The following is a 25,439-nucleotide window of genomic DNA, read 5'->3' as shown; positions in this document are numbered from 1 at the left end:
CGTCCAGGGCCCTGGATCAGGCGTCGTCTGTGCGGTGCCGCCACTGCGGCTGGCGCTTGGTCAGAAACGCATCGATGCCCTCCTGCGCATCGGGCATGACGGCATTGGCCGCCATCGTCTCCGACATCTGCGCATACGCAGAAGGCGTATCGAGGTGAATTTGCTGGTAGAACGCCTCCTTGCCGATCGCCACCGTGGCAGCCGAGGCCTCGGCAACCGTCTGCGCAACCTGCGAGGCGGCGGCAGCCAGCTCGTCATCGGCAACGACATGGGAGACGAGCCCCGAGTTCAGCGCCTGGCGAGCATCGAGCAGATCACCGGTCATGAGCATCCGCATCGCCGTCTTGCGCGGCACCGCCCGCGAGAGCGCGACCATCGGCGTCGAGCAGAACAGTCCGATCCGCACTCCCGGGGTTCCGAACCGGGCTGATTCGGCAGCAACGGCCAGGTCACAGGTGGCCACGAGTTGGCAACCGGCGGCAGTGGCGACACCCTGGACAGCGGCGATGACCGGCTGCGGGATCGACTGGATGAGCAGCATGAGCTCCGAGCAGCGTTTGAAGATCTCCTGCTGCCGGGCATGATCAGCTCCGCGGATCTCCTTGAGATCGTGCCCGGAGCAGAACACGTGCCCGGCCGTCGAGAGCACAACAGCGTGCACATCCGTGCGCTCGCCGATCTCGGTGAGCGCGTCGATGAACGCACCCATGACCGGCATCGACAAAGCGTTGCGGGTCTGGGCGGCATCGATCATGACGAGGGCGACCGCGCCCTCGACGGTGACAGTGACAGGTGCATCAGTGGTGGCAGGCGCCGAGGCGGTGGTGGCAGTTTCGTTCGTCATGGCACCAGTGTGACACCCGCCACTGACAGCTGCACGAGCCGACCGCTCACTGGGCAAGGTGGCCGGCCCGTCGGGAACGGGGGAGAACCTCTCGAAAACCAAGGTTGAGTGGAATAGACTCAACTTTGACGGTGTTGTGCTGATCAGAAGATTCACTATCACGCTCATCCGCGTCGGCATGCCGGCGCTGAAAGGAACTCCGATGGAAGCCAAGTTCACCACCAAATCGCAGGAGGTGCTCTCCGCGGCGGTCAAGGATGCCGTCACCCGCGGCAACTCGCAGGTCGAGCCGGCCCACCTGCTCGCGGCCCTGCTCAGCCAGCCTGAGAGCATCGCTGCCGCCCTGCTCGAACACATGGGCGCCGACCCGGCTGCCATCCGGGCAGGAGCCGAGCGCACCGTTGCCGGTCTGCCGTCGGCCTCGGGCTCGTCTGTCTCCCAGCCGCAGCTGTCCCGTCAGGCACTGCAGCTCATCAACAACGCCGAACAGGAGATGCAGGCCCTTGGCGACCAGTTCGTCTCCACCGAGCACCTGCTCATCGCCGCCGCCGCAGACACCGCCGAGGTCGGTCGGCTGCTGACCAGTCAGTCTGTCACCCGCGACGGCCTGCTCGCCGCCCTGCCCGAGGTGCGCGGCGGCAGGAAGGTCACCAGCGAGAACCCGGAGGACACCTTCCAGTCCCTGGAGAAGTTCGGCGTCGACCTCACCGCCCAGGCCCGCGAAGGCAAGCTCGATCCGGTCATCGGCCGTGATTCGGAGATCCGCCGGGTCGTGCAGGTGCTCTCGCGCCGCACGAAGAACAATCCGGTGCTCATCGGCGAGCCCGGCGTCGGCAAGACCGCCGTCGTCGAAGGCCTCGCACAGCGCATCGTCGCCGGCGACGTGCCCGAATCGCTGCGCAACAAGAGCCTCATCAGCCTCGACCTCTCCGCGATGGTCGCAGGTGCGAAGTACCGCGGCGAGTTCGAGGAGCGCCTCAAGGCCGTGCTCGAGGAGATCAAGTCCTCCGACGGCCAAGTCATCACCTTCATCGACGAGCTGCACACACTCGTCGGTGCTGGTGCCTCCGGTGACTCCTCGATGGACGCCGGCAACATGCTCAAACCGATGCTCGCCCGCGGTGAGCTGCGCATGGTCGGCGCGACGACCCTCGATGAGTACCGCGAGAACATCGAAAAGGATCCCGCGCTCGAACGCCGCTTCCAGCAGGTGTTCGTCGGCGAGCCGAGCGTCGAGGACACAGTCGCGATCCTGCGCGGGCTCAAGGAGCGCTACGAAGCCCACCACAAGGTCACGATCGCCGATGCCGCACTCGTGGCCGCGGCCAGCCTGTCGAACCGCTACATCGCCGACCGTCAGCTGCCCGACAAGGCCATCGACCTCGTCGATGAGGCCGCCAGCCGGCTGCGCATGGAGATCGACTCCGCGCCCGTTGAGATCGACGAGCTCTCCCGCGCCGTCGACCGGCTGAAGATGGAGGAGATGGCCCTGGCCAAGGAATCCGACCCGGCCTCGGTCGAGCGCCTGGCCGCCCTGCGCGAGGACCTGGCTGACAAGCAGGAGGAGCTCGCCGGTCTCAACGCCGCATGGGAGAAACAGCGCGCGGACATCAACCGCGTCGGTGAGCTGCGCGAGAAGCTCGACGAGCTGCGCTCGCAGGCCGAGATCGCCCGCCGCGACGTCGACCTGGAAAAGGCCTCGCGCCTGCTCTACGGCGAGATCCCGGCCGTGGAGAAGCAGATCGCCGAAGCCGAGGCGGCTGAGTCCAGGGCCGGTGCGCAGACGATGGTCGGCGACCAGGTCACCGAGAACGACATCGCCGAGGTCGTCGCAGCCTGGACCGGCATTCCCGCCGGCCGGCTGCTCGAAGGCGAGCGCGAGAAGCTCCTGCATGCTGAGGAGCACATCGGCCGCCGGCTCATCGGCCAGCAGTCTGCTGTGCGCTCGGTCGCCGATGCGATCCGCCGCTCGCGTGCCGGGGTTTCGGATCCGAACCGGCCGACCGGTTCGTTCCTGTTCCTCGGCCCCACCGGTGTGGGCAAGACGGAGCTGGCGAAGGCGCTTGCCGACTTCCTCTTCGATGACGAGCGCGCGCTCGTGCGCATCGATATGAGCGAGTACGGCGAGAAGCACTCGGTCTCTCGGCTCGTCGGCGCACCTCCGGGCTATGTCGGATACGAATCCGGTGGCCAGCTGACCGAGGCGGTGCGCCGCCGCCCGTATTCGGTGGTGCTGCTCGACGAGGTGGAGAAGGCCCATACGGATGTCTTCGACATCCTGCTGCAGGTCCTCGACGACGGCCGGCTGACCGACGGCCAGGGCCGGACCGTGGACTTCCGCAACACGATCCTCATCCTCACCTCGAACCTCGGCTCGCAGTTCCTGGTCGACCAGACGCTCGACGTCGAACAGCAGCACAACCAGGTGATGGGTGTGGTGCATTCGGCGTTCAAGCCCGAGTTCCTCAACCGGCTCGATGACATCGTCATCTTCGATGCCCTCAGCCAGGACGAGCTCGCCCGGATCGTCGACCTGCAGATCGCTGCCATGCAGGCCCGGCTCACCGAGCGCCGGCTTCACCTGGAGATCACTCCGGCGGCTGCCGAGTGGCTCGCCTGGGAAGGCTACGACCCGGCCTATGGTGCTCGTCCGCTGCGCCGGCTCGTCCAGCGTGAGATCGGCGACCGGCTGGCTCGCGAGATCCTTGCCGGTGCTGTGCGCGACGGTGATACCGTCCGGGTCGATCGCCCGGACACCGACGCCGAGGCGGGCGCTGCCGAAGGTCTGACCCTCACCTCGGTCACCGAGGGCGAGACCGACGACAGCGATGATCCCGAGATCATCGACGGCGAGGTCATCGACTGACGATCGTCAGTCCCAACGACGATGCGCAGGCATCGTGTGAGTTGGTGGTTGCGTGGGTGCGGCACGTCTGGGTGCCGCGCCCCGCAGTCGATTCAGCACTGAGCCGCCGGCGACCAGCCTGGGCGGCCAGCGCGCGATGGCCCGTCAGGCTCACGCGGTTCGCTGCGCCTCGGCTCAGAGTGCGTAGTCGACGACGACCGGGGCGTGGTCGGATGCTCCCTTGCCCTTGCGCTCCTCGCGGTCGATGAACGCACCGGTCGCTGCCTCGGCCAGTGCTGCGGAGGCGAGCTGGAAGTCGATGCGCATGCCCTCCTTCTTGGGGAAGCGCAGCTTCTGGTAGTCCCAGTACGTGTACACACCGGGGCCGGGAGTGAACGGGCGGGCGACATCGGTCAGGCCGGCGTCGAGGAGTGCCTGGAAGGCGTCGCGCTCAGGCTGGGAGACGTGCGTGCAGCCGGCGAAGGCCTCCATGTCCCACACGTCCTCATCGTGCGGGGCGACGTTGAAGTCGCCGCAGAGCACGAGCGTGGCCTCAGGGTCTGCTGCCAGCTGCGCGGTGACGTCATCGCGCAGCGCCGACAGCCACCGCAGCTTGTAGTCATAGTGCGGATGATCGAGCTCGCGGCCGTTGGGCACATACAGCGAATGCACGCGCACCCCGCCGCAGTCGGCGTTGATGGCGCGGGCCTCCACGGCGTCGTCATCGCCGAAGCCGGGCACGTTCTCGAAGCCGAGCTGCACATCGGCAAGCCCCACCCGGGAGGCGATCGCCACCCCGTTCCACTGGTTCAGCCCGTGATAGGCGACTTCGTACCCGCGCTCCTCGAAGATCGCGACGGGCATCTGCGCGTCCTTGCACTTGAGTTCCTGGATGGCGAGCACATCGGCATCCGAGCGCTCCAGCCATGCGCCGATGCGTTCGGCGCGGGCCCTGACAGAGTTCACGTTCCACGTAGCGATTCGCACGCCCCCACTCTAACCGAGGACACAGCCGCTGCCGCCTCCCTGGACCCACGCCTCCCTGGACCCACGCCTCCCTGGACCCACGCCTCCCTGGACCCACGCCTCGTAAGCGGCCCGAGGTGAGCGCCCGCAGCGCGAACAGGTGCCGTGCTGAAACGGGTGCCGTCCTGAAACAGTGCCGTGCTGAAACGGGTGCCGTCCTGAAACAGGGCCGTGCTGAAACAGGGCCGTGCTGAAACAGGTGCCGTCCTGAAATGCCGACCCGGTCGATCAGTCCGGGCGGCGAAATGGTAACGTGCGTCACATCGGCTGGGAGGAAAGTCTGCAGATGGAACGCAATGACGCTCACGCACTCGACGACATCATCGCCGCCCTGTCGGACGACATCCTCGTCACCGACCCGGTCAGCATGGAGGCCTACCGGTGGGACCGCGCCAACGACCCCGCTGCCGGCATGCCGCTCGTCGTTGTCCGTCCGACGACGACGGAGCAGGTCCAGCAGGTCGTCACGATCGCGGCGAAGCACCGCACCCCGATCGTCCCGCGCGGAGCCGGAACAGGGCTCTCCGGAGGCAGTACCGCAGTCGAGCGGGGCATCGTCGTCTCCCTCGACCGGATGAACAAGATCGAGGTCGACCCCGTCACCTGCACCGTCACCGCCGGGCCCGGGGCACTCAACGCCGAGGTCAAAGCCGCCGCAGCCGAACACGGACTGTGGTACCCGCCGGATCCGTCATCCTTCGAGATCTGCTCGATCGGCGGCAACGTCGCCACCAACGCCGGCGGCCTGTGCTGCGTGAAGTACGGCGTCACGACCGACTACGTCCTCGGTGTCACCGTCGTCCTCGCCGACGGCCGAGCCGTCACCCTCGGCGGCCCGCGCATCAAGGACGTCGCCGGACTGTCGCTGACGAAGCTGTTCGTCGGCAGCGAGGGCGCGCTCGGCATCTTCACCGAAGTCCAGCTGCGCCTCATCCCCGCCCAGAAGCAGCCGACGACCCTCGTCGCCGCCTTCCCCACGCTCGACGCGGCGACCGATGCGGTGCTGGACATCACCCGGCAGATGCGCCCATCGATGCTCGAATTCATGGACCAGACCACCATCAACGCCGTCGAAGACGCCACCAAGATGGGCCTTGACCGCGACGCCGCAGCGATGCTCATCGCCCAATCCGATGAGCCCAGCGGCGCGGCCCTCGACGAGATCCGGCGCATCGAGAAGATCTGCAATGCAACCGGGGCCACCGAGTGCTTCGCCACCGACGACCCAGCCGACGGCGAAGCCTTCGTCGTCGCCCGCCGGATGGCGATCCCGGCCATCGAACGCCTCGGCGCTGTGCTGTTGGAAGACGTCGGGGTCCCGCTGCCGCGCCTCGGCGACCTCGTCTTCGGCATCGCCGAGATCGCGGAGAGGAACGACGTCACGATCGCCACGATGGCCCACGCCGGTGACGGCAACACCCACCCGCTCATCGTGCTCGAGCGCTCCGACCCCGCGCAGCACGAGCGTGCCCACATCGCCTACGGCGAGGTCATGGTGCTGGCCATCAGCCTCGGCGGCACCATCACCGGTGAGCACGGCGTCGGCCGGCTCAAGCGCCCATGGCTGGCCGACTGCCTCGGCGCTGACGTCCTCGAGCTCAACCACCGCATCAAGAAGGCACTCGATCCCGACGGAATCCTCAACCCCGGATCGATCCTCGTGCCCGACGAGCCCGGTCGCTGAGAGCTGCTTCACAAGCATCCGCAATATAGATACACTATTCCACGTAATGGAATCGATAGTGCAGGTGTGCCCGCTCGCAGCATCCCCCTGCATCCCCAGCATGGAGGAATGACGATGACTGACAACGATCAGACGACCGCATCGAACACAGTGACGCGCGCTGGTCTGCAGGTCGCCGCTGAGCTGGCTGACTTCACCGAACGCGAGGCGCTGCCGGCAGCCGGACTCGCCGCCGACGCGTTCTGGAGCGGGGTCGCTGAGCTGCTTTCCGACCTCACCCCGCGCAACCGCGAGCTGCTTGAGATCCGCGAACAGCTGCAGCGCAGGATCGACGACTACCACCGCGCGAACCCCGGCACCCCGGATCCCCAGGAGTACCGGGCCTTCCTCGAGGAGATCGGCTACCTCGTCCCCGCTCCGGCGGAGGTGAAGGTCACCACCGAGAACGTCGACCCGGAGATCACCGACCAGGCCGGCCCGCAGCTCGTCGTGCCGGTCTCCAACGCGCGCTTCGCCATCAACGCCGCGAACGCCCGCTGGGGTTCGCTCTACGACGCCTACTACGGCACCGACGCCATCGACCAGAGCGGCGAGCTGGCACCAGGCAGCGACTACAACCCGACTCGCGGCGCCGCCGTCATCGCCAAGGGCCGCGAACTGCTCGATACCGCCGCGCCGCTGACCGAGGGCTCACACGCCGATGCCACCGGCTACCGGGTCGAGAGCGGCCAGCTGCATGTCACGCTCAGCGGCGGCACCGAGGCAGCACTTGCCGCTGCCGAGGTGTTCGCCGGGTTCTCCGGTGACCCGGACTCGCCGACGCACGTGCTGCTGCGCCACAACGGCCTGCACATCGACATCGTCTTCGACCCCACCGGCACGATCGGCACGACCGATGCCGCCGGTATCGAGGACATCGTCGTCGAATCCGCCGTCACCACGATCATCGATCTCGAGGACTCCGTGGCCGCCGTCGATGCCGAGGACAAAACGCTCTGCTACCGCAACTGGCGCGGCCTGGCCACCGGCACCCTGTCCCAAGAGGTGACGAAGAACGGGCGCACCTTCACCCGGTCGCTCAACCCCGACCGCACCTACTGGGCACCTGACGGCAGTGACGAGATCTCCCTGCCGGGCCGGTCGGTGCTGTTCGTGCGCAACGTCGGCCACCTCATGACCACCGATGCGATCCTCGGCGCCGACGGCGAGGAGATCCCCGAGGGCATCCTCGATGCGATCATGACCGCGCTCGCCGCCGCGCCGGCCCTGCGCGCCGGAACCGGCAACTCGCGTGCCGGCTCGATGTACATCGTCAAGCCGAAAATGCACGGGCCCGACGAAGTCGCCTTCGCCGTCGAGCTCTTCGCCCGCGTCGAGCAGCTCCTTGACCTGCCTGCGCGCACGCTCAAGATCGGCATCATGGACGAGGAGCGCCGCACCAGCGCCAACCTCGCCGCCGCGATCGCCCAGGCAGCCGACCGCGTGGTATTCATCAACACCGGCTTCCTCGACCGCACCGGCGATGAGATCCACACCTCGATGCAGGCTGGGCCGGTCGTGCGCAAAGCGGAGATGAAGTCGCAGAGCTTCCTAAAGGCCTACGAGGACGCCAACGTCGACATCGGCCTGGCCGCCGGCTTCCGGGGCCACGCCCAGATCGGCAAGGGCATGTGGGCGATGCCCGACCTCATGCACGACATGCTCGAGCAGAAGATCGGCCACGTGAAGGCCGGCGCGACCGCCGCTTGGGTGCCCTCGCCGACCGCCGCCACCCTGCACGCACTGCACTACCACCAGGCAGACGCCTTCGAGATCCAGGGCGAGATCGCCACCCGCGAACCCGCCGGGCTCGACCCGCTGCTCGTACTGCCGCTCGGCGACCCGGCGGCGCTGACCGATGAGCAGCGCCAGACCGAGGTCGATGAGAACGTCCAGTCGATCCTCGGCTACGTGGTCCGCTGGGTCGACCAGGGTGTGGGCTGCTCGAAGGTGCCCGACATCCACGACGTCGCCCTCATGGAGGACCGCGCCACCCTGCGGATCTCCAGTCAGCTGCTGGCCAACTGGCTCGCCCACGACATCATCAGCCTCGAGCAGGTCGATGAGAGCCTTCACCGCCTGGCCGCTGTGGTCGATGAGCAGAACGCCGGAGATCCGAACTACGAGCCACTCGTCACCGACGGCAAGGGCAGCGGCATCGCCTTCGAAGCCGCCCGCTCGCTCATCGTCGACGGCGCCAGCCAGCCCAGCGGCTACACCGAGCCGATCCTCCACCGCGCCCGCCGGGCCAAGAAGGCCGAGCAGCGCGCCTGAGCCGCAGCCGTCTGATCCCGCCCTGCAGATGACAGGGCGGGATCAGTCATGTGCGCCTATGCTGTGGCCATGGCATCGACACCCAGCCCGAGTCCCGTGCTCGCAGCCCCCGCGCCCGAGGCGCCGGTCGCCCTCATCACCGGTGCCACCAGCGGCATCGGGCTGGCGATCGCCCATGAGCTCGCAGCCGACGGCTACCGGCTCATCCTCGTCGCCCGCGACCTCGAGCGCCTCGACGCCACAGCGGTCAGGCTCATGCACCGCTACCGGATCGTCTGCGAGGTGCTCAGCTGCGACCTCAGCCGGACGGAGGGTGATGGGACGATCGGCGGGATCCGGCAGGTCACCGACCTCATCGACTCCCGCCGCGTCGACGTCGTCGTCAACAACGCCGGCTACGGACTGCGCACCTCGCTGCTGAGAACCGACCCGGCGGAGCTCGCAAAGCTCGACACCGTGCTCATCCGCGCCGTTGAGGACATCTCCTGGCATGCCGCCCATGCGATGCGCGCCCGCGGCCGCGGCGGCATCGTGAACATCGCCTCGATGGCCGCGGTCACGACGATGGGCACCTACGCCGGGGCGAAGTCCCATGTGCTCATCTTCACCGAGAGCCTCGCCGCCGCACTCGCCGGCACCGGCGTGACCGCCACCGCGGTGCTGCCCGGGTTCGTGCGCACCGAGTTCCACGACCGCATGGATGTCGACATGTCGCGTCTGCCGGCCGCAGCCTGGGTCGACGTCTCGACCGTCGCCCGGCAGGGGCTGCGCGATGCCCGCGCAGGCAAGGTCGTCTCGGTGCCCGGGGTGCAGTACAAGCTCGCCTATGCCGCAGCCCAGGTGCTGCCGCGGCCGCTCATCCGGTTCGCCAGCAACGGCTTCCGCTTCACCCGGCAACCACGCCGCTGAGACCAGCGTGATCCGTTCATAAGCCGGTTCGCAGACGCAGACCGAAGCATGGAATCCAGCCGTTGGAGGAGGCCGATGTTCGGTCTCAGGCACCGTGTGCGATCGGCGCTGTTTTGTTAGCAGGACAAGTTCACAAATCAACTAATCCATGGTTAAATGGAGGTAATTCGACCCGGTGGGGATCGGGCGAATGACGGACGTATGGGGATGCGTCCGGGTACTCGAGGGGAGTGCTGCAAAGGCCCCGGGAAGACGCGTGACGCGCCCCGGGGTCTTTGTGTTTCTCCAGGCAGGACCTCTTCAGCTGGCACTCGGCTTCGTCCACGTAGACTGAGCGCATGTCAGAAACTGCGAAATCCCAGCTGCTGCAGCTCATCGACGAACTCGCTGTCGTGCGCGGCAAGGTCACGCTGTCCTCCGGTCAGGAGGCCGACTACTACCTCGACCTGCGCCGGGTCACCCTCGACCACCGCAGCGCCCCGCTCATCGGCGACGTCATGCTCGACCTGCTGGAGTCCACCGGATACCTCGACGAGGTCGAGGCGATCGGCGGCCTGACGATGGGCGCTGACCCGGTCGGCACCGCAATCATGCACCGCTCCGTCGTCCGCGGCACCCCCAAGGACACCTTCGTCGTGCGCAAGGCTGCCAAGGAGCACGGCATGGGCCGCCGCGTCGAAGGCCCCGATGTGCGCGGCCGCAAGGTCATCGCCGTCGAGGACACCTCGACGACCGGCGGCTCCGTGCTCACCGCCGTCGAAGCGCTGCGCGAAGCCGGCGCCGAGGTCATCGCCGTCGCCGTCGTCATGGACCGCAGCACCGGCGCCAAGGAGCGCGTCGAGGCGGCAGGCCTGCCGTACCTCATCGCGCTGAGCACCAGCGACCTCGGACTCGACTGAGCCTCACGATCCCAACCGGGCCGGCGCCTCGGGCCCGGTGCCGCCACCGCTGGGATTGGACGGCAGCTGACACCGCACGCAACACTAGATCCGGCGCCGCACGCGGCGCGCACCCCCGTCAATCGAAGGACCACCCGTGCTCGAACTCACCGGCATCACGCTCAAGTCCGGCCGCAAGACATGGCTGAAGGACGTATCGCTGACCGCCCGCCCGCGCCGCCTGACCGGCATCGTCGGCCAGCGCGGCTCCGGCAAGACCGAACTCGTCCGCGTCATCATGGGCCTCATCACCCCCGATGAGGGCACCGTCGAACTCGAAGGCCACGAACTGGGCTTCGGCGACCGGCAGAACTTCGGCTATCTGCCTGCTGAACGCGGCGGCTACCCGGGGATGAAGGTCCTCGAGCAGATCGTCTACCTCGCACGACTGCACGGCATGACGATGGGAGCAGCCGAGCGCAACGCCGTCACTCTGCTCTCGCGCCTCGACCTGTCCGACCGCGCCTACGCGCCGCTGTCGCACCTGTCCGGCACCGAGGTCGCCCGGGCTGAGATCGCCGCCGTGCTCGCTGCCGATCCGGACGTCGTGGTGCTCGACGAGCCGTTCGACGGTCTCGACGCCGCCAGCACCCAGAAGGTCTTCAGCCTGCTGCGCGACCACGCCGACTCCGGCGTCCCGGTCATCTTCACCTCCGATTCCTATGAGCTGACCGAATCGGTCGCTGATGACGTCATCGCCCTCGACCACGGCAAGGTCGTCGGGAAGGGTCCACTGGCCACGCTGCGCCGGGACGCGAACCTGTACGCCGCCCGCTACGAGACCGCAGCCGCCGCCGAGGCGGGACGCGCCAGCCTGGTTGCCCACCCTGGCATCGATGTCGCAGACGATGAGGAGACCGGCGCAGCTGACCGCGAGCTGGTGGTCTTCTCCGCATCCGATCCGCAGGCGGCCTTCGCGGCCGTGGCTGCGACGAGCGGCGTGACAGAATATGGTGCGCACAACGCGAGCCTGGCCGAGCTGCTGAAGGAGAGGATCTGAGTGACCGACAAGAACAAGAAGGACCTCACCGACCCGGTCGACCCCACCGACCCAGCTGAGGCCAGCACCCCGGTCGACCCAGCCGACCCGACGGCTCCCGGCGCCGATGACGACCTCGTCATCCTCGATGAGGACACCGATCCCGGCGAAGCCGACGCCCTCGCCGACGACGCTGACGCCGAGGGCGCCGACGCAGCCGTCGACACTGACGCCGACGACGAGATCCCGGTCGAGACGATCGATGCCGATGACGATCTGCTCACCGATGCCGATGTGCCCTATGAGCTGCGCGAAGACCGCCCGGATCCCGGCAGCGAACCCAAGACCGGGCTCGTGTCCGAGTTCCGCGACCTCACCGGCCGGCAGGCCGCCTGGCTCGTGTCCAACCGCGAGACCGTCTCCGTGTCCCGCTCGCCGCTGTTCTACGTCACCAGCCTGATCCTCGGCCTGGCCGTCATCGCTGCGATCATCATCGGCGCGCAGAACGCCAGCCCGGAAGCCGCCGCCGGTGACTCGACTCTGGCCACCGTCGGACTCGGCGAGCAGGCGGCAGCTGCCGAACAGCAGCTGGGCTTGAAAATCAAGGACGTCGACTCCGTCGAAGAGGCCCAGGAGCTCGTGCGCACCGGCGAAGCCGACGCCGCACTCATCGTCGACCCCTCGGGCATGGGCCAGGAGCAGCTGGTGGCGCTGAACTCCAAGCCGACGGAGATCATGAACCAGCTGCAGCCGGAGATCGAGGTGACCTACCTTGAGGAGCCGCCGGTGCCGGCCACCGCCAGCTCGGTGCTCGTCTGGGGCATGGCCATGCTGCTGCTCGCCTCCGTGCTGACCCTCGGTGCGGCTCTGTACGCCAATGCCCGGGTTGAGAAGCGCAACCGGCTCGCCGAGGTCATCGCCGCCACCATCCCGCCCAAGGCTGCCGCCTGGGGCCGGGTCTACGGGCTGACGGTGCTCGCACTCGTCTACCTCGTCATCACCGTCGGTGTGCTCATGCTCGGCCTGTCGATCGCCTCGTTCAACTCCCTGGCGATGGCCGCGCTGCCGGGCATCGGCTGGTTCTCAGCGATCTTCCTCATCGTGGTGCTGCTGTACATGTCGCTGTTCCTGTGGGCGGCCACCCCAGCTGGGCGCCGCGCTCGCCAGATCAGCTGCGGCCTCATCGTGCTGCTCGCCGCCGCCGGCGCCTTCGTGCCGATGGTGTTCGCGCTCAAGGCCGACATCCTGCGCATCATGTCCTACGTCCCGTTCACCGCCCCGGTCGCTATGCCGATGCGCTACTTCGCCGGCCGGGCCGAATGGTGGGAGGGCCTGCTGGCCGCCGGCATCGCACTCGTCGTCGCGCTCATCGCCTTCGCCCTCGCCGCGGGTGCGTATGAGAAGAACCTGCTGCGCGGGGCCGGCCACGGCGGACGCACCGTCAAGCCGCGCAAGAAGGGCGCCGCCGCCGAGGCGGAGAAGAAGTCCGCTGCCGCCGGCGACTCCGCAGACGCAGAAGATGCCGACGCCGAGGCGGGCAAGACTGGCGACGCTGACGCAACTGAGGAGACCTCTGGCGGGTCGCCCGCTGCGAAGACCGCCACGAAGGCGAAGCCTGCGGCCAAGAAGCCTGCAGTGAAGAAGTCGACAGACGAGAAGCCTGCGGCGAAGAAGTCCGGCTCCAAGAAGAAGCCGTGACCCAGCCTACGGGCGCCGAGCGCCCAACGCCTGCACCAGGGGCCGATGCCGACACCACCGTCGGCGTCGGCCCCTGGGCCGGTGAATGGCCCACCGGCGAGCACTACGACCCCGCGCTGCTCGCCGAGGGCGATCGCCGCAACGTCGTCGATCGCTACCGGTACTGGAAGCTCGAGGCGATCGTCGCCGATCTCGACCGCACCCGCCACGGCTTCCACGTCGCCGTCGAAAACTGGCAGCACGACCTGAACATCGGCTCAGTCGTGCGCACCGCCAATGCCTTCAACGCCGCCGCAGTCCACATCGTCGGCCGGCGCCGCTGGAACCGTCGCGGGGCGATGGTCACCGACCGCTACCAGCACCTGCACCACCACCCCGACGCCGAGGCGCTGGTCGCCTGGTGCGCCGACAGGCACCTGCCGCTTATCGGCGTCGACAACTTCCCCGACTCCGTGCCCTTGGAGACCTACGAGCTGCCGGAGAACTGCGTGTTCCTCTTCGGCCAGGAGGGTCCTGGCCTCACCGACGCCGCCCATGAGGCGTGCGAAGCTGTGCTGTCGATCGAGCAGTACGGCTCGACCCGGTCGATGAACGCCGCTGCCGCCGCGGCGATCGCCATGCACGCCTGGATCCGCAGGCACGCCTTCGGCCAGACGGTCAGCTGAGCCAGCCGGTCACCCTGGCTGTGACTGCCGCAGGGCGCGGCTATGCGCCCACGGGCACAGACTCACACCCTGCCTACGATCTCCTCACCGGCGCACGCCTGCTCACCCGTGGCCGCCATATCGTTGAGCCGACCCGCACCGCCCCCGTCCGGTGACGTGGTCTCCGACGCCGAGGCGGGACCGGTTGTCGGTGTGGCGAGCCCGCATGTGTTCCGATAGGTTGAGACCAGCGCCGCGAAGCCGTGGCGGTGACGATGCGTGAGAGGTGCCCCATGAAGACGCTGAAAGACCGAGTGACGAAGCCGCTGGCTGTCGGCTTGATGCTCCTGCTGGGGTTCGTCCTCACCGGATGCATGGCCATCAGCTTCGACATGGAGATCGACAAGGACCTCAAGGTCAGCGGCACCTTGCAGTACACGTTCGACCGGCAGATGCTCGAAGACCAGTCCTCCCAGTACGGCGGCTACGGGACTCCGACTGACTATGAAGGCGATGTCGACGAGTCCATCCGGGAAGCACAGGCTGAGGCACCTGAAGGGGTGGCGGTGGAGAAGATCTCCACGGACACCGATCTCGGCATGAAGCTCATTCTCGACAAGGTCGACCCGAATGCGCTGACCGGCGGCACTGAGACTGGTCTTGATGGCCTGTCGATCAGCAAGGAGAACGGCGAGATCTCGTTCTCGATGCCGAACTTCATCCGCTCCTCCGATCTGGGATCCGGTGTCGGCGAATACGAGACCGCTGGTGGCGATCCCGCCAGTCTGTTCACCGAGGCCACCGTCAAGCTCACGTTCCCCGGCAAGATCATCGACGCCCCCGGTGGTCAGATCGAGGACAATGTCGTCACCTACGACCTGAAGAGCTTCGACGGCGACACCATCACCGTCAAGGCGAAGAGCTCGTCTTTCCCGTGGTGGGTCCTCTTCGTCATCGGCGGCATCCTTCTGCTGCTGCTCATCGGCGGCGGCATTCTGCTCGCCGTCCTGCTCTCGCGGAAGAAGAAGCAACAGCAGCACCAGGGCGGTCCCGCCGCTGCCGCCTCCTACGGCGTACCGGGCCAGTACGGTCAGCCGGGCCAGTACGGTCAGCCCAGCGCCGGCCCTTCGGCTCCCGGCCAGTACGGACACCCCGGACCGCAGGGCCAGCCTGGCCCGCAGGGGCAGCCGCCCCAGCAGGGACAGCCCGGTGGACCCGGCCGCGTGCAGCCGCCGCAGGCGCCCGGTTCGGCACCAGGACCCTACGGACAGCAGGGCGGTTCGCAGCCGCAGTGGGGACACGGCCAGCCTGGCCAGCAGTACGGCCAACCCGGTCAGCAGTACGGTCAGCAGGGCCCAGGGCACCCGGGTTACGGCAATCCCGGATACGGCTCAGGTCCGCAGCCGCCGCGACAGTGAAAGCTGAGCGCACATGACATGCGCTGAACGCTGAGGGGCTCAGACATCCGTCTGGGCCCCTCAGCCGTGTACAGGGAGACCGCGCCGACAGGCGGTCAGAGATCGATCTGCGAGATGGTGACGTTGAGGATCTCAGCGACCTCATCGAGGATGAGACGGCCAGTCCCTTCGAGAAGCGAACCGTAAGCGTCTCGATAGGGGCCGAGCTTCCAGGCTCCGCGTGTATGCGCGACGCGGTCTGCGAAGACAACGGCCACCTCAGCAGGACCTGCACTGCTGAGCTCCGCCTGGCGCGAATGCCAGATGATTCCTGCACAGTTCTGTGGAGCTGCGTGAACTGCCCGGGCCACCCGGCGCGTGCACGGATAGTGCTCGGGTGAGCTGCTCGCAAGCTGAGGTCGCGTGAAGCCGAGTCGGCTCAGCTGGGAGTCCCGAAGATCGGTCAGCTCCACATCACAGGGCGGAATGAGCCGAGCGTGCAGTTTGCCGTGCAGCGACAGTTCCGACACGACTCGCGGTGTCTGTGCATGAACGTCATGAAAGCTGGTTTCGAGCAATGCTGCGGCAAGCGATTCAGCGAGGTAGAGCGTCGGAACACGCTCCTGTGTCTCGAGCGCATCGAATGGTGCGAACCTGGTGTCCCCGTACCCGGGGTTCGGGTGGCTGAAGCCGTCCTGCGAGTCGTAGACCCGATACCAGTGCCGGGTGCTCGGGATTGTGACGACAGGCAGCTTTCCTGCTTCGGCTAGGGCCTCTAATTCAGCAGCGGCTACCGTGCAGCCCTCCGGGTCAGGACATTGCAGGTCCTGGGGAGGGAGATCACGGGTCATGCGCTTTCCGTTGCGCGTCGAATCTCAGCCGCGTAGCGGTCCGCGGCTCGTACCGCTCGTCGAGTGTTGGTCTTCACCACTTCGGCTGGAACCTCTCCACTGAGCAGCCCGTTCGGCTGTGTGAGCCATGCCCAGAGTGACCAGCCGTCGAGGCCGGCGTCGAGGAGGGGGCGCATGAGTTCGACAATGCGAGGGTCCTCATCACCTGAGCTCGTGAGCTGAACCGTGGGAATCATGGTGGCCCCATTGAGCTCGATGGTGAACAGCTCATTGCGCTTCCGCTTCCGCGAAACCCACGTGCGAACAGAGCTCTCCAGAGAGTTGCGTGTTTCTGCCAGAGAAGCATAGGTTTCGAAGCCCTCGACGTCCATGAGGTGCTGCCGGAGGCCCGCGCTTCGTTGGACCTGCTTCTGCGATGCAAGCGAAATGAGCGCTGCGCTCTCGGCGAACATCGTCTGGCGGACGTAGGACGCGAAAGCAGCCCGTGCTTCGACTTTCTTGTGCCGACTGGCCCGGATCAGAGCGAGAGCTTGCTCCAATTCTTCCTTGCTGGCTCCTACGACCTCGAGGTGGTCGTTGACATCGCTGACGTGAAACTGGTCTGAACTGCTGATGGTCATGGCGGCCCTCCTCCACGCTATTGTAGCGATGTAGCTTGATAAGACCATGAGCTACATGTGCTGCATCGCTGCAGGAGGTATCAGTCTGCGCCCGACCGTTTCATGTGCGTGCGCGATTCGGGTGGGGCAAAACGACGGTGGTCATTCGGCGCAGCCGACTCAGGCCCTGGCCCCGGCTGCCCCGGCCCCGGCTGCGCAGGCCCTGGGTGCGGCATACCTAGCTGCCCCGGCTGTGCCGGCCCCGGATGCGCAGCTCCCGAATGAGGCTGGCCCGGCGGGTGCGCAGGACCAGACGTATATGGGGTGGGCTGACCATAGGTCCCCGGCTGAGCGTGCGGGGGCATCGGCTGATTCTGCGGCGGGCCCGCACCGGGCCCAGCTGGCGGCGGACCGGCGGCTCCCACCGGTCCGGGATATCCAGGAGCTGCAGGCCCCGGTCCTGCTGAACCGTACCCTTGCCCGCCGTATCCCGGTCCTCCCGGCCCTGGCATCCAGGGACCTGCTCCATAACCGGGCCCACCGTAACCGGGCCCACCGTAACCAGGCGCAGGCGGCATCGCCTGCCGCTGACGCTTCCTGCGCGCGACGACGGCGACGATGACTCCGGCCACGATGAGCAGCACGAGCACCCCGCCGACGACGAACAGGACCCACCAGGGAAACGACGAGGCCTTCGCCGTCACCGTGACGGTGTCGCCTGAGAATTGCCGCAGATCGAACGTGACTGTCTTCCCCTTGACCTCGCCGCCGGGTGCGCTGATGACACGACTGGGGAACGTGAACGTCATCTTCGCCTCATCGAACATGAACCGGCCGGGAGCATGACTCCAGCCGGCGGACCCATAGCTGGGGTCATGGTCATCGATGAGGAGGAAGTTGGGCATGCGCAGGGTGATCTCGTCGTCCTGGTCACTGAGGTGCAGTCCGCTGAGGCCGAAGTCCTCCACCGCGATATGCCTGGGGTCGACCGCATCGTAGGTGTAGCGCGCCCCGATGTACTGCTCATCGGCGATCTTCTCCACCGTGACACCTGCAGGCAGGGTCTGCCGTGCCTCTTCGATCGACTCATCGATCAGGGTGTCAGCGTCGCCGGTGCCTGAGCCGTAGGTGCTGGAGTCGAATGCGCTGAGGTCTTCAACGGCAGTGCGCTCGATGAGTGCGTCGACGGTGCCGGAGACCTTCAGGTCCCTGCTGATGGCGAGGTCGCCGTTGATCTTCATGCAGCCGGTGAGCAGGACGGTGAGGACGAGCAGGACGACGACTGCCAGGTGGCGGGTGGCAGAAATCCGGGGCAGGGTCATCGCGGTTCCTTCGGCGGGTCATCACTGGCGGCAGCGCAGTGCACTCCTCAACCTAACTGAACTCACCGCCGGCAGCCACCGTGCCCATCGTCTGTGCACAGCAACCGACCCCGAGGCGGCTCTCACCACCTCGGGGTCGGTTCAGGGGAGTGCGCGGGTCAGGCCGGGAGTCTCGGTCTGCCGCCCGCGGTCTCAGCCGGCCTGCAGGTCGGCTGCACGGGCTTCGATGAGCCCGCCCATCTCGGCAAGCTCGGCGGTCAACGCGTCGGCTTCGTCGAAGGTGCGCGGAATGACCGTCAGCCGCTTGGCGTAGTGGCCGATCGGGTACTCCATCGTCATGCCGATGCCGCCGTGCATCTGGATTGCCTCCTGGCTGATGTGCCGGCAGGCGTCGTCGATGACGAGCTTGGCTGCGATGACGTCCCGGTGACGGGTCTGCGGGTTGTTCTCGATGACGGCGAGCTTGGCGTACAGGGCCATGCTCTTGGCGTACTCGAGCGTGGCGTACAGGTCGGCTGCGCGGTGCTGCAGGACCTGGTTGCGGCCGATCGGGAAGCCGAACTGCTCGCGGGTGTGCAGGTATTCGGCGGTCATCTTCAGCGAGGCCTCCATCGCGCCGACGGCCTCGGCGCACAGGGCGGCGTTGGCGGTGTCGATGACCTCGGCGATCGCCTCGGTCGCATCGCCTTCGCCCAGGCGGGTGGCCGGGGCGCTGTCGAAGAGCACTGAGCCGGCCTTGTGGCCATCGGCCTGAGTGCGCACGTCGATCGTCACACCCTCGGCCGCCGGGTCGACGAAGAACAGGCCAACCCCGCCGTCGACGGCGGCTGAGACGATGAGCCGGTCAGCAGCACCGAGTCCGAGCACACCGGACTTCTCGCCGGTCAGGGTCACGCCGGACTCCGAGACCGAGGCGGTGGTGCCTGGGTGCGTAAGATCGTAGCGTCCGGCCGGTTCGTAGGCGGCCAGCGCCAGCTTCGTCTCGCCGGCTGCCACACCGGGCAGCAGTTCCGACTTCTGTTCGTCGGTGCCGACGGCGGTGATGAGCCCGGCACCGAGCACGACGGTCGCCAGGTACGGCTCCAAGGTCAGTGCGCGGCCAAACTGCTCCATGACGACGGCGACTTCGGCGAATCCCATGCCGGCGCCGTCGTAGTCTTCGTCGATCGGCAGGCCGAGCAGGCCGATCTCAGCGAACTGGTTCCACATGTCCGCGCTGTAGCCGGTTTCGGAGGCGAGCACCTCGTCGCGGGTGGCGGCGTCGTATTTGGTGGAAAGCAGGCGGCCGACGGTCGAGGCAAGCTCCTGCTGGACGTCTGTGAGTTCGAGATCCATTGAGTTCTCCTAGTGGTGAAAGAGTCGAGCCTGCGGATCAGAGTCCGAGCAGAGCCTTCGAGATGATCGAGCGCTGGACTTCCGAGGAGCCGCCGTAGATGGTGACCTTGCGGTAGTTGTAGTAGTGCGGGCCGGCATCGACAGCACCCGGAGGCAGGGTCGTGAAGCCGGTGGGCACCTCGCGGCTGTCGACGAAGTCGATGCCCTGCGGGCCGAGCACGTCCATCATGAGCTCGGAGATGTCCTGCTGGATCATCGAGCCGCGCAGCTTGAGCACCGAGGAGCGCGGATCCGGCTTGTCATCGCCTGCGACCTGGGTCGAGAGGATCCGCAGCTGGGTGAACTCCAAAGCGGTGAGTTCGGCTTCGACCTTCGTCAGGCGGGCTGCGAACAGCGGGTCGTCGAGCAGCGTGCCGCGGGAGGTCTTGGTGGCCGCGGCGTAGGCCTTGACGCGGGCCAGTGCGACCTTCGAGTCGCCGATCCGGGCGATGCCGGTGCGCTCGTTGCCGAGCAGGAACTTCGCGTACGTCCAGCCCTTGTTCTCTTCGCCGACGAGATTCTCGACGGGGACCTCGACGTTGTCGAAGAACACTTCGTTGACCTCGTGGCCGCCGTCGATGAGCTCGATCGGGCGGACGGTGACACCGGGGGACTTCATGTCGATGAGCAGGAACGAGATGCCGGCCTGCTTCTTGGCATCCGGGTCGGTGCGCACGAGGTTGAAGATCCAGTCGCCGTACTGGCCGAGCGTCGTCCAGGTCTTCTGGCCGTTGACGATGTAGACATCGCCCTTGCGCACCGCTGAGGTCTTGACCGAGGCGAGGTCGGAGCCGGCATTGGGCTCGGAGAAGCCCTGCGACCACCAGATGTCGATGTTGGCGGTGGCCGGCAGGAAGCGCTCCTTGAGCTCCCGGGAGCCGAACGTCGCGATCACCGGGCCGACCATCGCGGTGTTGAACGGCAGCGGAGTCGGCACGGAGGCCAGCTGCATCTCCTCAAGCCAGATGTGGCGCTGCACGGGCGTCCAGTCCTGGCCGCCCCATTCGACCGGCCAGTTCGGCACCGCGTAGCCGTGCTTGTTGAGGATGCGCTGGCTGGTGACGATGTCCTCTTTGGAAAGCTCCTGGCCGATGGCCTGGCGGTAGCGGATTTCCTCGGGGATTTCGGTGCGGAAGAACTCGCGCATCTGATGGGCGAAATCGAGCTCTTCCGGGCTGAGCAGATGATCCATAAGAACTACCTCGATCGTTCGATAAGTGAGCGTGCGTTCAGTCTAAGCCTGTGGTTGAGGTCTCACAACTCGATCGGCTGGCGGCAGGAGGGCTGGTCTTGACTGGTGGCCGTGCCCGAGGCGGTGGTTACGTGTCCCGGCGTGCGATCGCTGCCTTGGCGGAGCCTTGGGGAACAGGGATGACGAGGAGGAGCCCGAGGGCCAGCACGACGATGATGCCGATGACCCCGGCGCGCTGGAAGCCGAAGATCGCGATCGCCACGGCGAACATCGCCGGGCCTAGGAAGCTCACGGCGCGGCCGGTGGTGGCGTAGAGGCCGAAGTTCTCTCCGGCCTTCTCCGGCGGGGTGATGCGGGCGAGGAAGGAGCGGCTGGCCGCCTGCACCGGTCCCACGCAGAAGCTCAGCACCATTGCGCAGACCCAGAAGACTGTGACGCTGTCGGTGAAGACGATCGGGGTGCCGGCGACGATGAGGACGGTGAGCCCGCCGATGATGACGCTCTTGGGCCCGAACCGGTCATCGAGGAACCCGGCGAGGATCGACCCGATGCCGGCGACGATGTTGGCTGCGACGCCGAGGATGATGACATCAGCGGGGGAGAACCCGTAGGAACCTGCTGCCAGGACGCCTGCGAAGGCGAAGATGGCCGCCAGCCCGTCGCGGAACACGGCCGAGGCGATGAAGAACTTCAGCGTCCGCCGCTCATCGCGCCACATCGTCACCAGCCGGATGACCAGTGCCCTGTAGTCACGGGCGAAGGCGGCGACCGGATTGCCCTGTTCGCGCACGGCTGCTGTGTCGGCGGCACCGGGTGCGAAGAGGAAGACGGGGATCGCAAACAGCAGGAACCACGCCGCAGAGATCACCGCGACGATCCGGTAGTGCAGGCCGTCTGCGTCGGTGGCGCCGAAGAGCCCGACCTCGGGCTGGATGACGGTGACCAGCAGGATGACGAGCAGCACAAGCCCGCCGACGTATCCCATGCCCCAGCCGAACCCGGAGACCTTGCCGATGTTGGCCGGTGTCGTGATGCGGAGCATGAGCCCGTTGTAGGAGACCTCTGCGAACTCGAAGAAGACGCTGCCGGCAGCCAGCAGGATGAGCCCGAGCGCCAGATGGTCCGGGGTGTCCTTGACCCAGAACATGCCGGCCATGCTGGCGACGACGATGAGCGTGTGGACGCCCAGCCACATCTTGTGCCGCCCGCCGGCATCAGCCCGGGTGCCGGCAGCTGGGGCGACGAGGGCGATGATGAGGCCTGCGGCGGCCATCGACCAGCCGAGTGCCGTGGACCCGATCTCCTCGGTCGAGGCGACGGCTTTGGTGAGGTACGGGGCGAAGACGAAGGTGATGATGACGGCGTTGAACGCCGCCGAACCCCAGTCCCACAGCGCCCACGCGGTGATCGCCGTACGCGAGCTCCCGCGCGGTGTCGGGCCTGTCGCGGTGTCGGCCGGTGTCTGCGCTGCGGCGGCCTGCCCCGGGGCCGGGACGCCGGACGGCGGGGGAGAAGAGGTCATGGTTCGACTCTAGCCGGGATCCATCTATTGCGAGATCATATGGGCGGTAGAACTTTGTTACATCGCACTGTTCTTGACAGGAATGTGGAGCGGTCGCGAACGAAAGCTAAGGGAATCGCTGTTATGCCTAACGGAACTCAAAAACCCGGGACCGTGCGGGTGCCAACGGATATGTTTTCACCCGACACGGGTGAAATGCTCCCAACCGAACTTGAAGGGCGCAGTGTGCATTACCAGCTAGGTTTTTCGGGCTCACCGGTCCCGCAGCTAACGGGTGATGGGGTAAGTATCGGCGAAGTGCAAATTAGCCAGTCCGATGAACCGTTCCATTACCAGTACACGGACGTAGTGATTTTCGGCGAATCAGACTTTTACGAATCTGAAACAACGCGCAAACTATGGTCTCGTCCTGGTCAGTTTATCACAATTGCTAGTACGCAATTCGACTTAGAGCGCGAACGCTCCGATATTCAAGTGAGGGAGGCGAGAGAGCTCTGCGAGTCAGCATTGGGCGCCCTTTGTGCGGTGTTGGACGAGCGGTTTTTAGATCGGCGGATAGGGGAATTCATGGTGGTTGACTCTGGCGAGGGCGCAATTGCTCTAGATGTTACCTCGGCAGTTCGAACCTTCCAGCCGGGGATCGGTCGAATAGGGCTTGAAGAACTCCAGTCTAGTGCTACTGGGTTCACTGGTGACCCGATCCTTAGCTCTGCATTGAAATTTTATACGCGTGGTGTAGAGAATCGCCTCACTGAAGTAGGTTACGTCATTCTGTCGGCTACGTTAGATATGCTTTCTGGAGGCCGCAATCGTCTTAACCCCGTAGATATCCGAGCTGCGCTTGACAAAGCCAGTGCCAGAGATTGGGGGAGTAATCACGTCAAGAAGGTGGTTAGAGTTCGAAATGAATTGATTCACACCGGTATGATTCCATCCGCTGACATGTTCGAGGCGTGGTACGACCTCGAGGAGATGGTTCGTACTCTGTTGCGTCATCGCATGAGAGTCTCAAGTAAATGGGATGTTCGTGTCCCAATGTACGAGGGTCCGGTTAATCTGTTCGCTACGCAAGTTGACGAAGAAGATGTACCGGAAGACGGGCGCTATCAACAATAGAGTCATGTCGGTTTTCAGTCTTGAGCTAGATGGGTAGCCCGGAACCGCGCGCCTGCAGCCGATGCACATGTGGCAATACGGACCCCGAGGTGACAAGATCAGAAGTACGACCGACCATGCGTCCATCCCTGCTCGTCGAAGGAGAAACCCATGCCCATCGCAACGACCGAGGTCTATTCCGAGCTCATCGACCGTGCCAAGTCGCAGCAGTTCGCCTACCCCGCCGTGAACTGCACGTCCTCGCAGACCATCAACGCCGCCATCCGCGGCTTCGCCGAAGCAGAGTCCGACGGCATCATCCAGATCTCGACCGGCGGCGCGGAGTACATGTCCGGCCCGACCATCAAGGACCGGGTGCGCGGAGCAGTCGCCTTCGCCGTCTTCGCGCAGGAGGTCGCCAAGAGCTACGACGTCAACATCGTCCTGCACACCGACCACGCCCCCAAGGACGCGCTTGAGCACTGGGTCAAGCCGCTGCTGGAGATCTCAACTGAGCGCGTCAAGCGCGGTGAGCAGCCGCTGTTCGGCTCGCACATGTGGGACGGTTCGGCCGTGCCGCTGGAGGAGAACCTGCAGATCGCCGAGGAGATGCTGCGTCTCTCGCAGGAGGCCCACACGCTGCTCGAGGTCGAGATCGGCATCGTCGGCGGCGAAGAGGACGGGGTGGAGAACGAGATCAACGACAAGCTCTACACCACTGTCGAAGACGGCCTCGCCACCGCACGGGCGCTGGGCACCGGTGAGAAGGGCCGCTACCTGACGGCGCTGACTTTCGGCAATGTGCACGGCGTCTACAAGCCCGGCAATGTCAAGCTGCGCCCGGAGCTGCTGGGGGAGATCCAGGACGCTGTCGGTGCTGAGGTCGGCAAGGAGAAGCCCTTCGACCTCGTCTTCCACGGCGGCTCGGGCTCCTCGGCTGAAGACATCGCCGAGGCAGTGCGCAACGGTGTCGTGAAGATGAACATCGACACCGACACCCAGTACGCCTTCTCCCGCCCGGTCGCCGACCACATGTTCAAGAACTACGACGGCGTCCTCAAGATCGACGGCGAGGTCGGCAACAAGAAGATCTACGACCCGCGCTCCTGGGGCAAGGCCGCAGAGGCGAACATGGCCGCCCGCATCGTCGAGGCCTGCGAACACCTCGGCTCGGCCGGCAAACGCATGAAGTGACCTGAGCGCAGCATCGGCGGCTCCACCTCAGACGGGTTCTCCCGTCCCCGAGGTGGGGCCGCCGTTGTCATACCGGGTTGCCAGTGTTCGAAACGGGAGGCTGGGGCCGGTAGACGAAGGTGACGAGGACGACGGAGATGATCACGAGGAGGAACCAGGCGACCAGCTTCGAGATCGAGACGAGCTCCCAGCCGTCTGACTGGTGCGGGTAGATCCACGAACCGGTGTAAGTGCCGATGTTCTCGGCGACCCAGATGAAGAAGGCTACGCCGATGAAGGAGACGAGTATCGGCATCCGGCGGTAGGGCTGATCACGGTGGTTGCGGAAGTGCATGATGCACCGGCCCCACACGATGAGAACCGCGGCGACGAGCAGCCAGCGGATGTCAGGCAGGTAGTGGTGGGTGAAGAAGTTCACGTAGATCGCTGCGGCGATGAGGGCAGTCAGCCAGATCGGCGGATAGTGGCTGAAGCGCAGATGGAAGAGCTTGAAGACGCGCACGAGGTAGGAGCCGACGGCGGCGTACATGAACCCGGTGTAGAGCGGGACGGCACCGATGCGCAGCACGCCCGCACCGTCGTAGCTCCACGACCCCACGGAGGTCTTGAACAGCTCCATCCCGGTGCCCACAAGATGGAAGAGGATGATGACCCACAGCTCGCGGCCGGTCTCCAGACGTCCGAGAACCATGACCACTTGGATGCCGATGGCGATGATCACGAGGGCATCGCTGCGGGACAGCCTAGCTTCGGCCGGGTAGAGGAAGTGCGTGAGGACGAGCGCTGCCAGCATCGCTGCGCCGAAAAGGCACGCCCACGCCTGTTTGAGGACGAAGACGGTGAACTCGGTGACGATGTGGCCGAAACGCCCGCCGCGACCGAGTTTGCCGGTGGCCAGCCTCCGGTGCGCCCACGCATCGATGGCAGCTTCGACGCGAGTGAAGTCCGGGCGGCGGGAAGACGGCATGCGTCTACCGTAGGACCGCAGCCTGGGAGTGGGATTCAGACAGTCG

General features: G+C 66.2%; 20 protein-coding genes. 11 read left to right on the top strand and 9 right to left on the bottom strand.

Annotated elements, in window-relative coordinates; all coding sequences use genetic code 11:
• Nucleotides 1-16: 16 nt before the first annotated feature.
• Nucleotides 17-844 carry an enoyl-CoA hydratase gene (locus tag M3B11_RS07100; protein ID WP_259876146.1) on the bottom strand — a complete coding sequence of 276 codons (828 nt, stop codon included), beginning with the start codon at nucleotides 842-844 and terminating at the stop codon, nucleotides 17-19.
• A 202-nt stretch (nucleotides 845-1,046) separates the two neighbouring features.
• Here M3B11_RS07100 and clpB point away from each other — a divergent pair, with 202 nt between their 5' ends.
• Entirely contained in the window at nucleotides 1,047-3,710 is a 2,664-nt protein-coding gene (clpB, locus tag M3B11_RS07095; protein WP_259876145.1) for an ATP-dependent chaperone ClpB, read from the top strand.
• Nucleotides 3,711-3,884: 174 nt separating this feature from the next.
• Here clpB and M3B11_RS07090 read toward each other — a convergent pair whose 3' ends face one another.
• Nucleotides 3,885-4,676 carry an exodeoxyribonuclease III gene (locus M3B11_RS07090; protein ID WP_259876139.1) on the bottom strand — a complete coding sequence of 264 codons (792 nt, stop codon included), beginning with the start codon at nucleotides 4,674-4,676 and terminating at the stop codon, nucleotides 3,885-3,887.
• A 325-nt stretch (nucleotides 4,677-5,001) separates the two neighbouring features.
• On the opposite strand from M3B11_RS07090, the gene M3B11_RS07085 reads away from it, so the two are divergent.
• From M3B11_RS07085 to M3B11_RS07050, 8 genes are all read left to right on the top strand, one after another.
• Nucleotides 5,002-6,399: an FAD-binding oxidoreductase gene (locus tag M3B11_RS07085; RefSeq protein WP_259876137.1), complete on the top strand. Its 1,398-nt coding sequence runs from the start codon at nucleotides 5,002-5,004 to the stop codon at nucleotides 6,397-6,399.
• Between the two features lie 114 nt (nucleotides 6,400-6,513).
• On the top strand, nucleotides 6,514-8,712 hold the full coding sequence (locus M3B11_RS07080) for a malate synthase G (protein WP_259876127.1): 2,199 nt from the start codon (nucleotides 6,514-6,516) through the stop codon (nucleotides 8,710-8,712).
• Nucleotides 8,713-8,781: 69 nt separating this feature from the next.
• A complete protein-coding gene (locus M3B11_RS07075; protein ID WP_259876119.1) occupies nucleotides 8,782-9,621 on the top strand; it encodes an SDR family oxidoreductase in 840 nt (279 codons plus the stop codon).
• Nucleotides 9,622-9,959: 338 nt separating this feature from the next.
• Nucleotides 9,960-10,520 (top strand): orotate phosphoribosyltransferase, encoded by a 561-nt coding sequence (gene pyrE, locus M3B11_RS07070; RefSeq protein ID WP_217006052.1) that lies wholly within the window; start codon nucleotides 9,960-9,962, stop codon nucleotides 10,518-10,520.
• A gap of 136 nt (nucleotides 10,521-10,656) precedes the next feature.
• The gene (locus tag M3B11_RS07065) at nucleotides 10,657-11,559 is read left to right on the top strand and encodes an ABC transporter ATP-binding protein (RefSeq protein ID WP_259876111.1); all 903 of its coding nucleotides are present in this window, start codon (nucleotides 10,657-10,659) and stop codon (nucleotides 11,557-11,559) included.
• The gene (locus M3B11_RS07060) at nucleotides 11,560-13,236 is read left to right on the top strand and encodes an ABC transporter permease (RefSeq protein WP_259876103.1); all 1,677 of its coding nucleotides are present in this window, start codon (nucleotides 11,560-11,562) and stop codon (nucleotides 13,234-13,236) included.
• On the top strand, nucleotides 13,233-13,901 hold the full coding sequence (locus tag M3B11_RS07055) for a TrmH family RNA methyltransferase (protein ID WP_259876098.1): 669 nt from the start codon (nucleotides 13,233-13,235) through the stop codon (nucleotides 13,899-13,901). The genes M3B11_RS07060 and M3B11_RS07055 overlap by 4 nt, the downstream gene beginning before the upstream one ends.
• Before the next feature lie 272 nt (nucleotides 13,902-14,173).
• On the top strand, nucleotides 14,174-15,298 hold the full coding sequence (locus tag M3B11_RS07050; RefSeq protein WP_259876096.1) for an LppM family (lipo)protein: 1,125 nt from the start codon (nucleotides 14,174-14,176) through the stop codon (nucleotides 15,296-15,298).
• A 95-nt stretch (nucleotides 15,299-15,393) separates the two neighbouring features.
• On the opposite strand, the gene M3B11_RS07045 is transcribed toward M3B11_RS07050, so the two are convergent.
• The 6 genes from M3B11_RS07045 to M3B11_RS07020 all read right to left on the bottom strand — a co-directional run bounded on the left by M3B11_RS07045 (nucleotide 15,394) and on the right by M3B11_RS07020 (nucleotide 22,137).
• Nucleotides 15,394-16,128, bottom strand: a complete 735-nt coding sequence (locus M3B11_RS07045) for an RES domain-containing protein (RefSeq protein WP_259876093.1) — start codon at nucleotides 16,126-16,128, stop codon at nucleotides 15,394-15,396.
• The gene (locus tag M3B11_RS07040; protein ID WP_259876091.1) at nucleotides 16,125-16,748 is read right to left on the bottom strand and encodes a hypothetical protein; all 624 of its coding nucleotides are present in this window, start codon (nucleotides 16,746-16,748) and stop codon (nucleotides 16,125-16,127) included. Before M3B11_RS07040 ends, M3B11_RS07045 begins: the two co-directional genes overlap by 4 nt.
• Nucleotides 16,749-16,828: 80 nt before the next feature.
• The gene (locus tag M3B11_RS07035; RefSeq protein ID WP_259876262.1) at nucleotides 16,829-18,049 is read right to left on the bottom strand and encodes an LppM family (lipo)protein; all 1,221 of its coding nucleotides are present in this window, start codon (nucleotides 18,047-18,049) and stop codon (nucleotides 16,829-16,831) included.
• A 192-nt stretch (nucleotides 18,050-18,241) separates the two neighbouring features.
• Nucleotides 18,242-19,384, bottom strand: coding sequence for an acyl-CoA dehydrogenase family protein (locus tag M3B11_RS07030; protein ID WP_259876085.1), 1,143 nt, complete (start codon nucleotides 19,382-19,384; stop codon nucleotides 18,242-18,244).
• A 37-nt stretch (nucleotides 19,385-19,421) separates the two neighbouring features.
• On the bottom strand, nucleotides 19,422-20,615 hold the full coding sequence (locus M3B11_RS07025; protein ID WP_170273633.1) for an acyl-CoA dehydrogenase family protein: 1,194 nt from the start codon (nucleotides 20,613-20,615) through the stop codon (nucleotides 19,422-19,424).
• 127 nt (nucleotides 20,616-20,742) lie between these two features.
• Entirely contained in the window at nucleotides 20,743-22,137 is a 1,395-nt protein-coding gene (locus M3B11_RS07020) for an MFS transporter (RefSeq protein WP_259876076.1), read from the bottom strand.
• Nucleotides 22,138-22,260: 123 nt separating this feature from the next.
• Between M3B11_RS07020 and M3B11_RS07015 the strand changes: the two genes are divergently transcribed.
• Both M3B11_RS07015 and fbaA read left to right on the top strand, forming a co-directional pair.
• Nucleotides 22,261-23,253 carry a hypothetical protein gene (locus M3B11_RS07015; protein ID WP_259876074.1) on the top strand — a complete coding sequence of 331 codons (993 nt, stop codon included), beginning with the start codon at nucleotides 22,261-22,263 and terminating at the stop codon, nucleotides 23,251-23,253.
• Nucleotides 23,254-23,403: 150 nt separating this feature from the next.
• Entirely contained in the window at nucleotides 23,404-24,426 is a 1,023-nt protein-coding gene (gene fbaA / locus M3B11_RS07010) for a class II fructose-bisphosphate aldolase (protein WP_259876072.1), read from the top strand.
• 67 nt (nucleotides 24,427-24,493) lie between these two features.
• On the opposite strand, the gene M3B11_RS07005 is transcribed toward fbaA, so the two are convergent.
• Nucleotides 24,494-25,393: a DUF817 domain-containing protein gene (locus M3B11_RS07005; RefSeq protein WP_259876064.1), complete on the bottom strand. Its 900-nt coding sequence runs from the start codon at nucleotides 25,391-25,393 to the stop codon at nucleotides 24,494-24,496.
• Nucleotides 25,394-25,439 lie beyond the last annotated feature (46 nt).

This window comes from Brevibacterium sp. p3-SID960, from assembly GCF_025144725.1.
GTDB lineage: Bacteria > Actinomycetota > Actinomycetes > Actinomycetales > Brevibacteriaceae > Brevibacterium.
Note: the sequence above shows the minus strand (reverse complement) of the source record. Positions and strands in the feature narration are given on the sequence as shown.

Excerpts from the sequence above, each read along its gene's own strand:
- M3B11_RS07100 (WP_259876146.1), bottom strand. The coding sequence starts at position 844 with ATGACGAACGAAACTGCCACCACCGCCTCGGCGCCTGCCACCACTGAT.
- clpB (WP_259876145.1), top strand. The coding sequence starts at position 1,047 with ATGGAAGCCAAGTTCACCACCAAATCGCAGGAGGTGCTCTCCGCGGCG.
- M3B11_RS07085 (WP_259876137.1), top strand. The coding sequence starts at position 5,002 with ATGGAACGCAATGACGCTCACGCACTCGACGACATCATCGCCGCCCTG.
- M3B11_RS07080 (WP_259876127.1), top strand. The coding sequence starts at position 6,514 with ATGACTGACAACGATCAGACGACCGCATCGAACACAGTGACGCGCGCT.
- M3B11_RS07075 (WP_259876119.1), top strand. The coding sequence starts at position 8,782 with ATGGCATCGACACCCAGCCCGAGTCCCGTGCTCGCAGCCCCCGCGCCC.
- pyrE (WP_217006052.1), top strand. The coding sequence starts at position 9,960 with ATGTCAGAAACTGCGAAATCCCAGCTGCTGCAGCTCATCGACGAACTC.
- M3B11_RS07050 (WP_259876096.1), top strand. The coding sequence starts at position 14,174 with ATGAAGACGCTGAAAGACCGAGTGACGAAGCCGCTGGCTGTCGGCTTG.
- M3B11_RS07045 (WP_259876093.1), bottom strand. The coding sequence starts at position 16,128 with ATGACCCGTGATCTCCCTCCCCAGGACCTGCAATGTCCTGACCCGGAG.
- M3B11_RS07040 (WP_259876091.1), bottom strand. The coding sequence starts at position 16,748 with ATGACCATCAGCAGTTCAGACCAGTTTCACGTCAGCGATGTCAACGAC.
- M3B11_RS07035 (WP_259876262.1), bottom strand. The coding sequence starts at position 18,049 with ATGACCCTGCCCCGGATTTCTGCCACCCGCCACCTGGCAGTCGTCGTC.
- M3B11_RS07030 (WP_259876085.1), bottom strand. The coding sequence starts at position 19,384 with ATGGATCTCGAACTCACAGACGTCCAGCAGGAGCTTGCCTCGACCGTC.
- M3B11_RS07025 (WP_170273633.1), bottom strand. The coding sequence starts at position 20,615 with ATGGATCATCTGCTCAGCCCGGAAGAGCTCGATTTCGCCCATCAGATG.
- M3B11_RS07020 (WP_259876076.1), bottom strand. The coding sequence starts at position 22,137 with ATGACCTCTTCTCCCCCGCCGTCCGGCGTCCCGGCCCCGGGGCAGGCC.
- M3B11_RS07015 (WP_259876074.1), top strand. The coding sequence starts at position 22,261 with ATGCCTAACGGAACTCAAAAACCCGGGACCGTGCGGGTGCCAACGGAT.
- fbaA (WP_259876072.1), top strand. The coding sequence starts at position 23,404 with ATGCCCATCGCAACGACCGAGGTCTATTCCGAGCTCATCGACCGTGCC.
- M3B11_RS07005 (WP_259876064.1), bottom strand. The coding sequence starts at position 25,393 with ATGCCGTCTTCCCGCCGCCCGGACTTCACTCGCGTCGAAGCTGCCATC.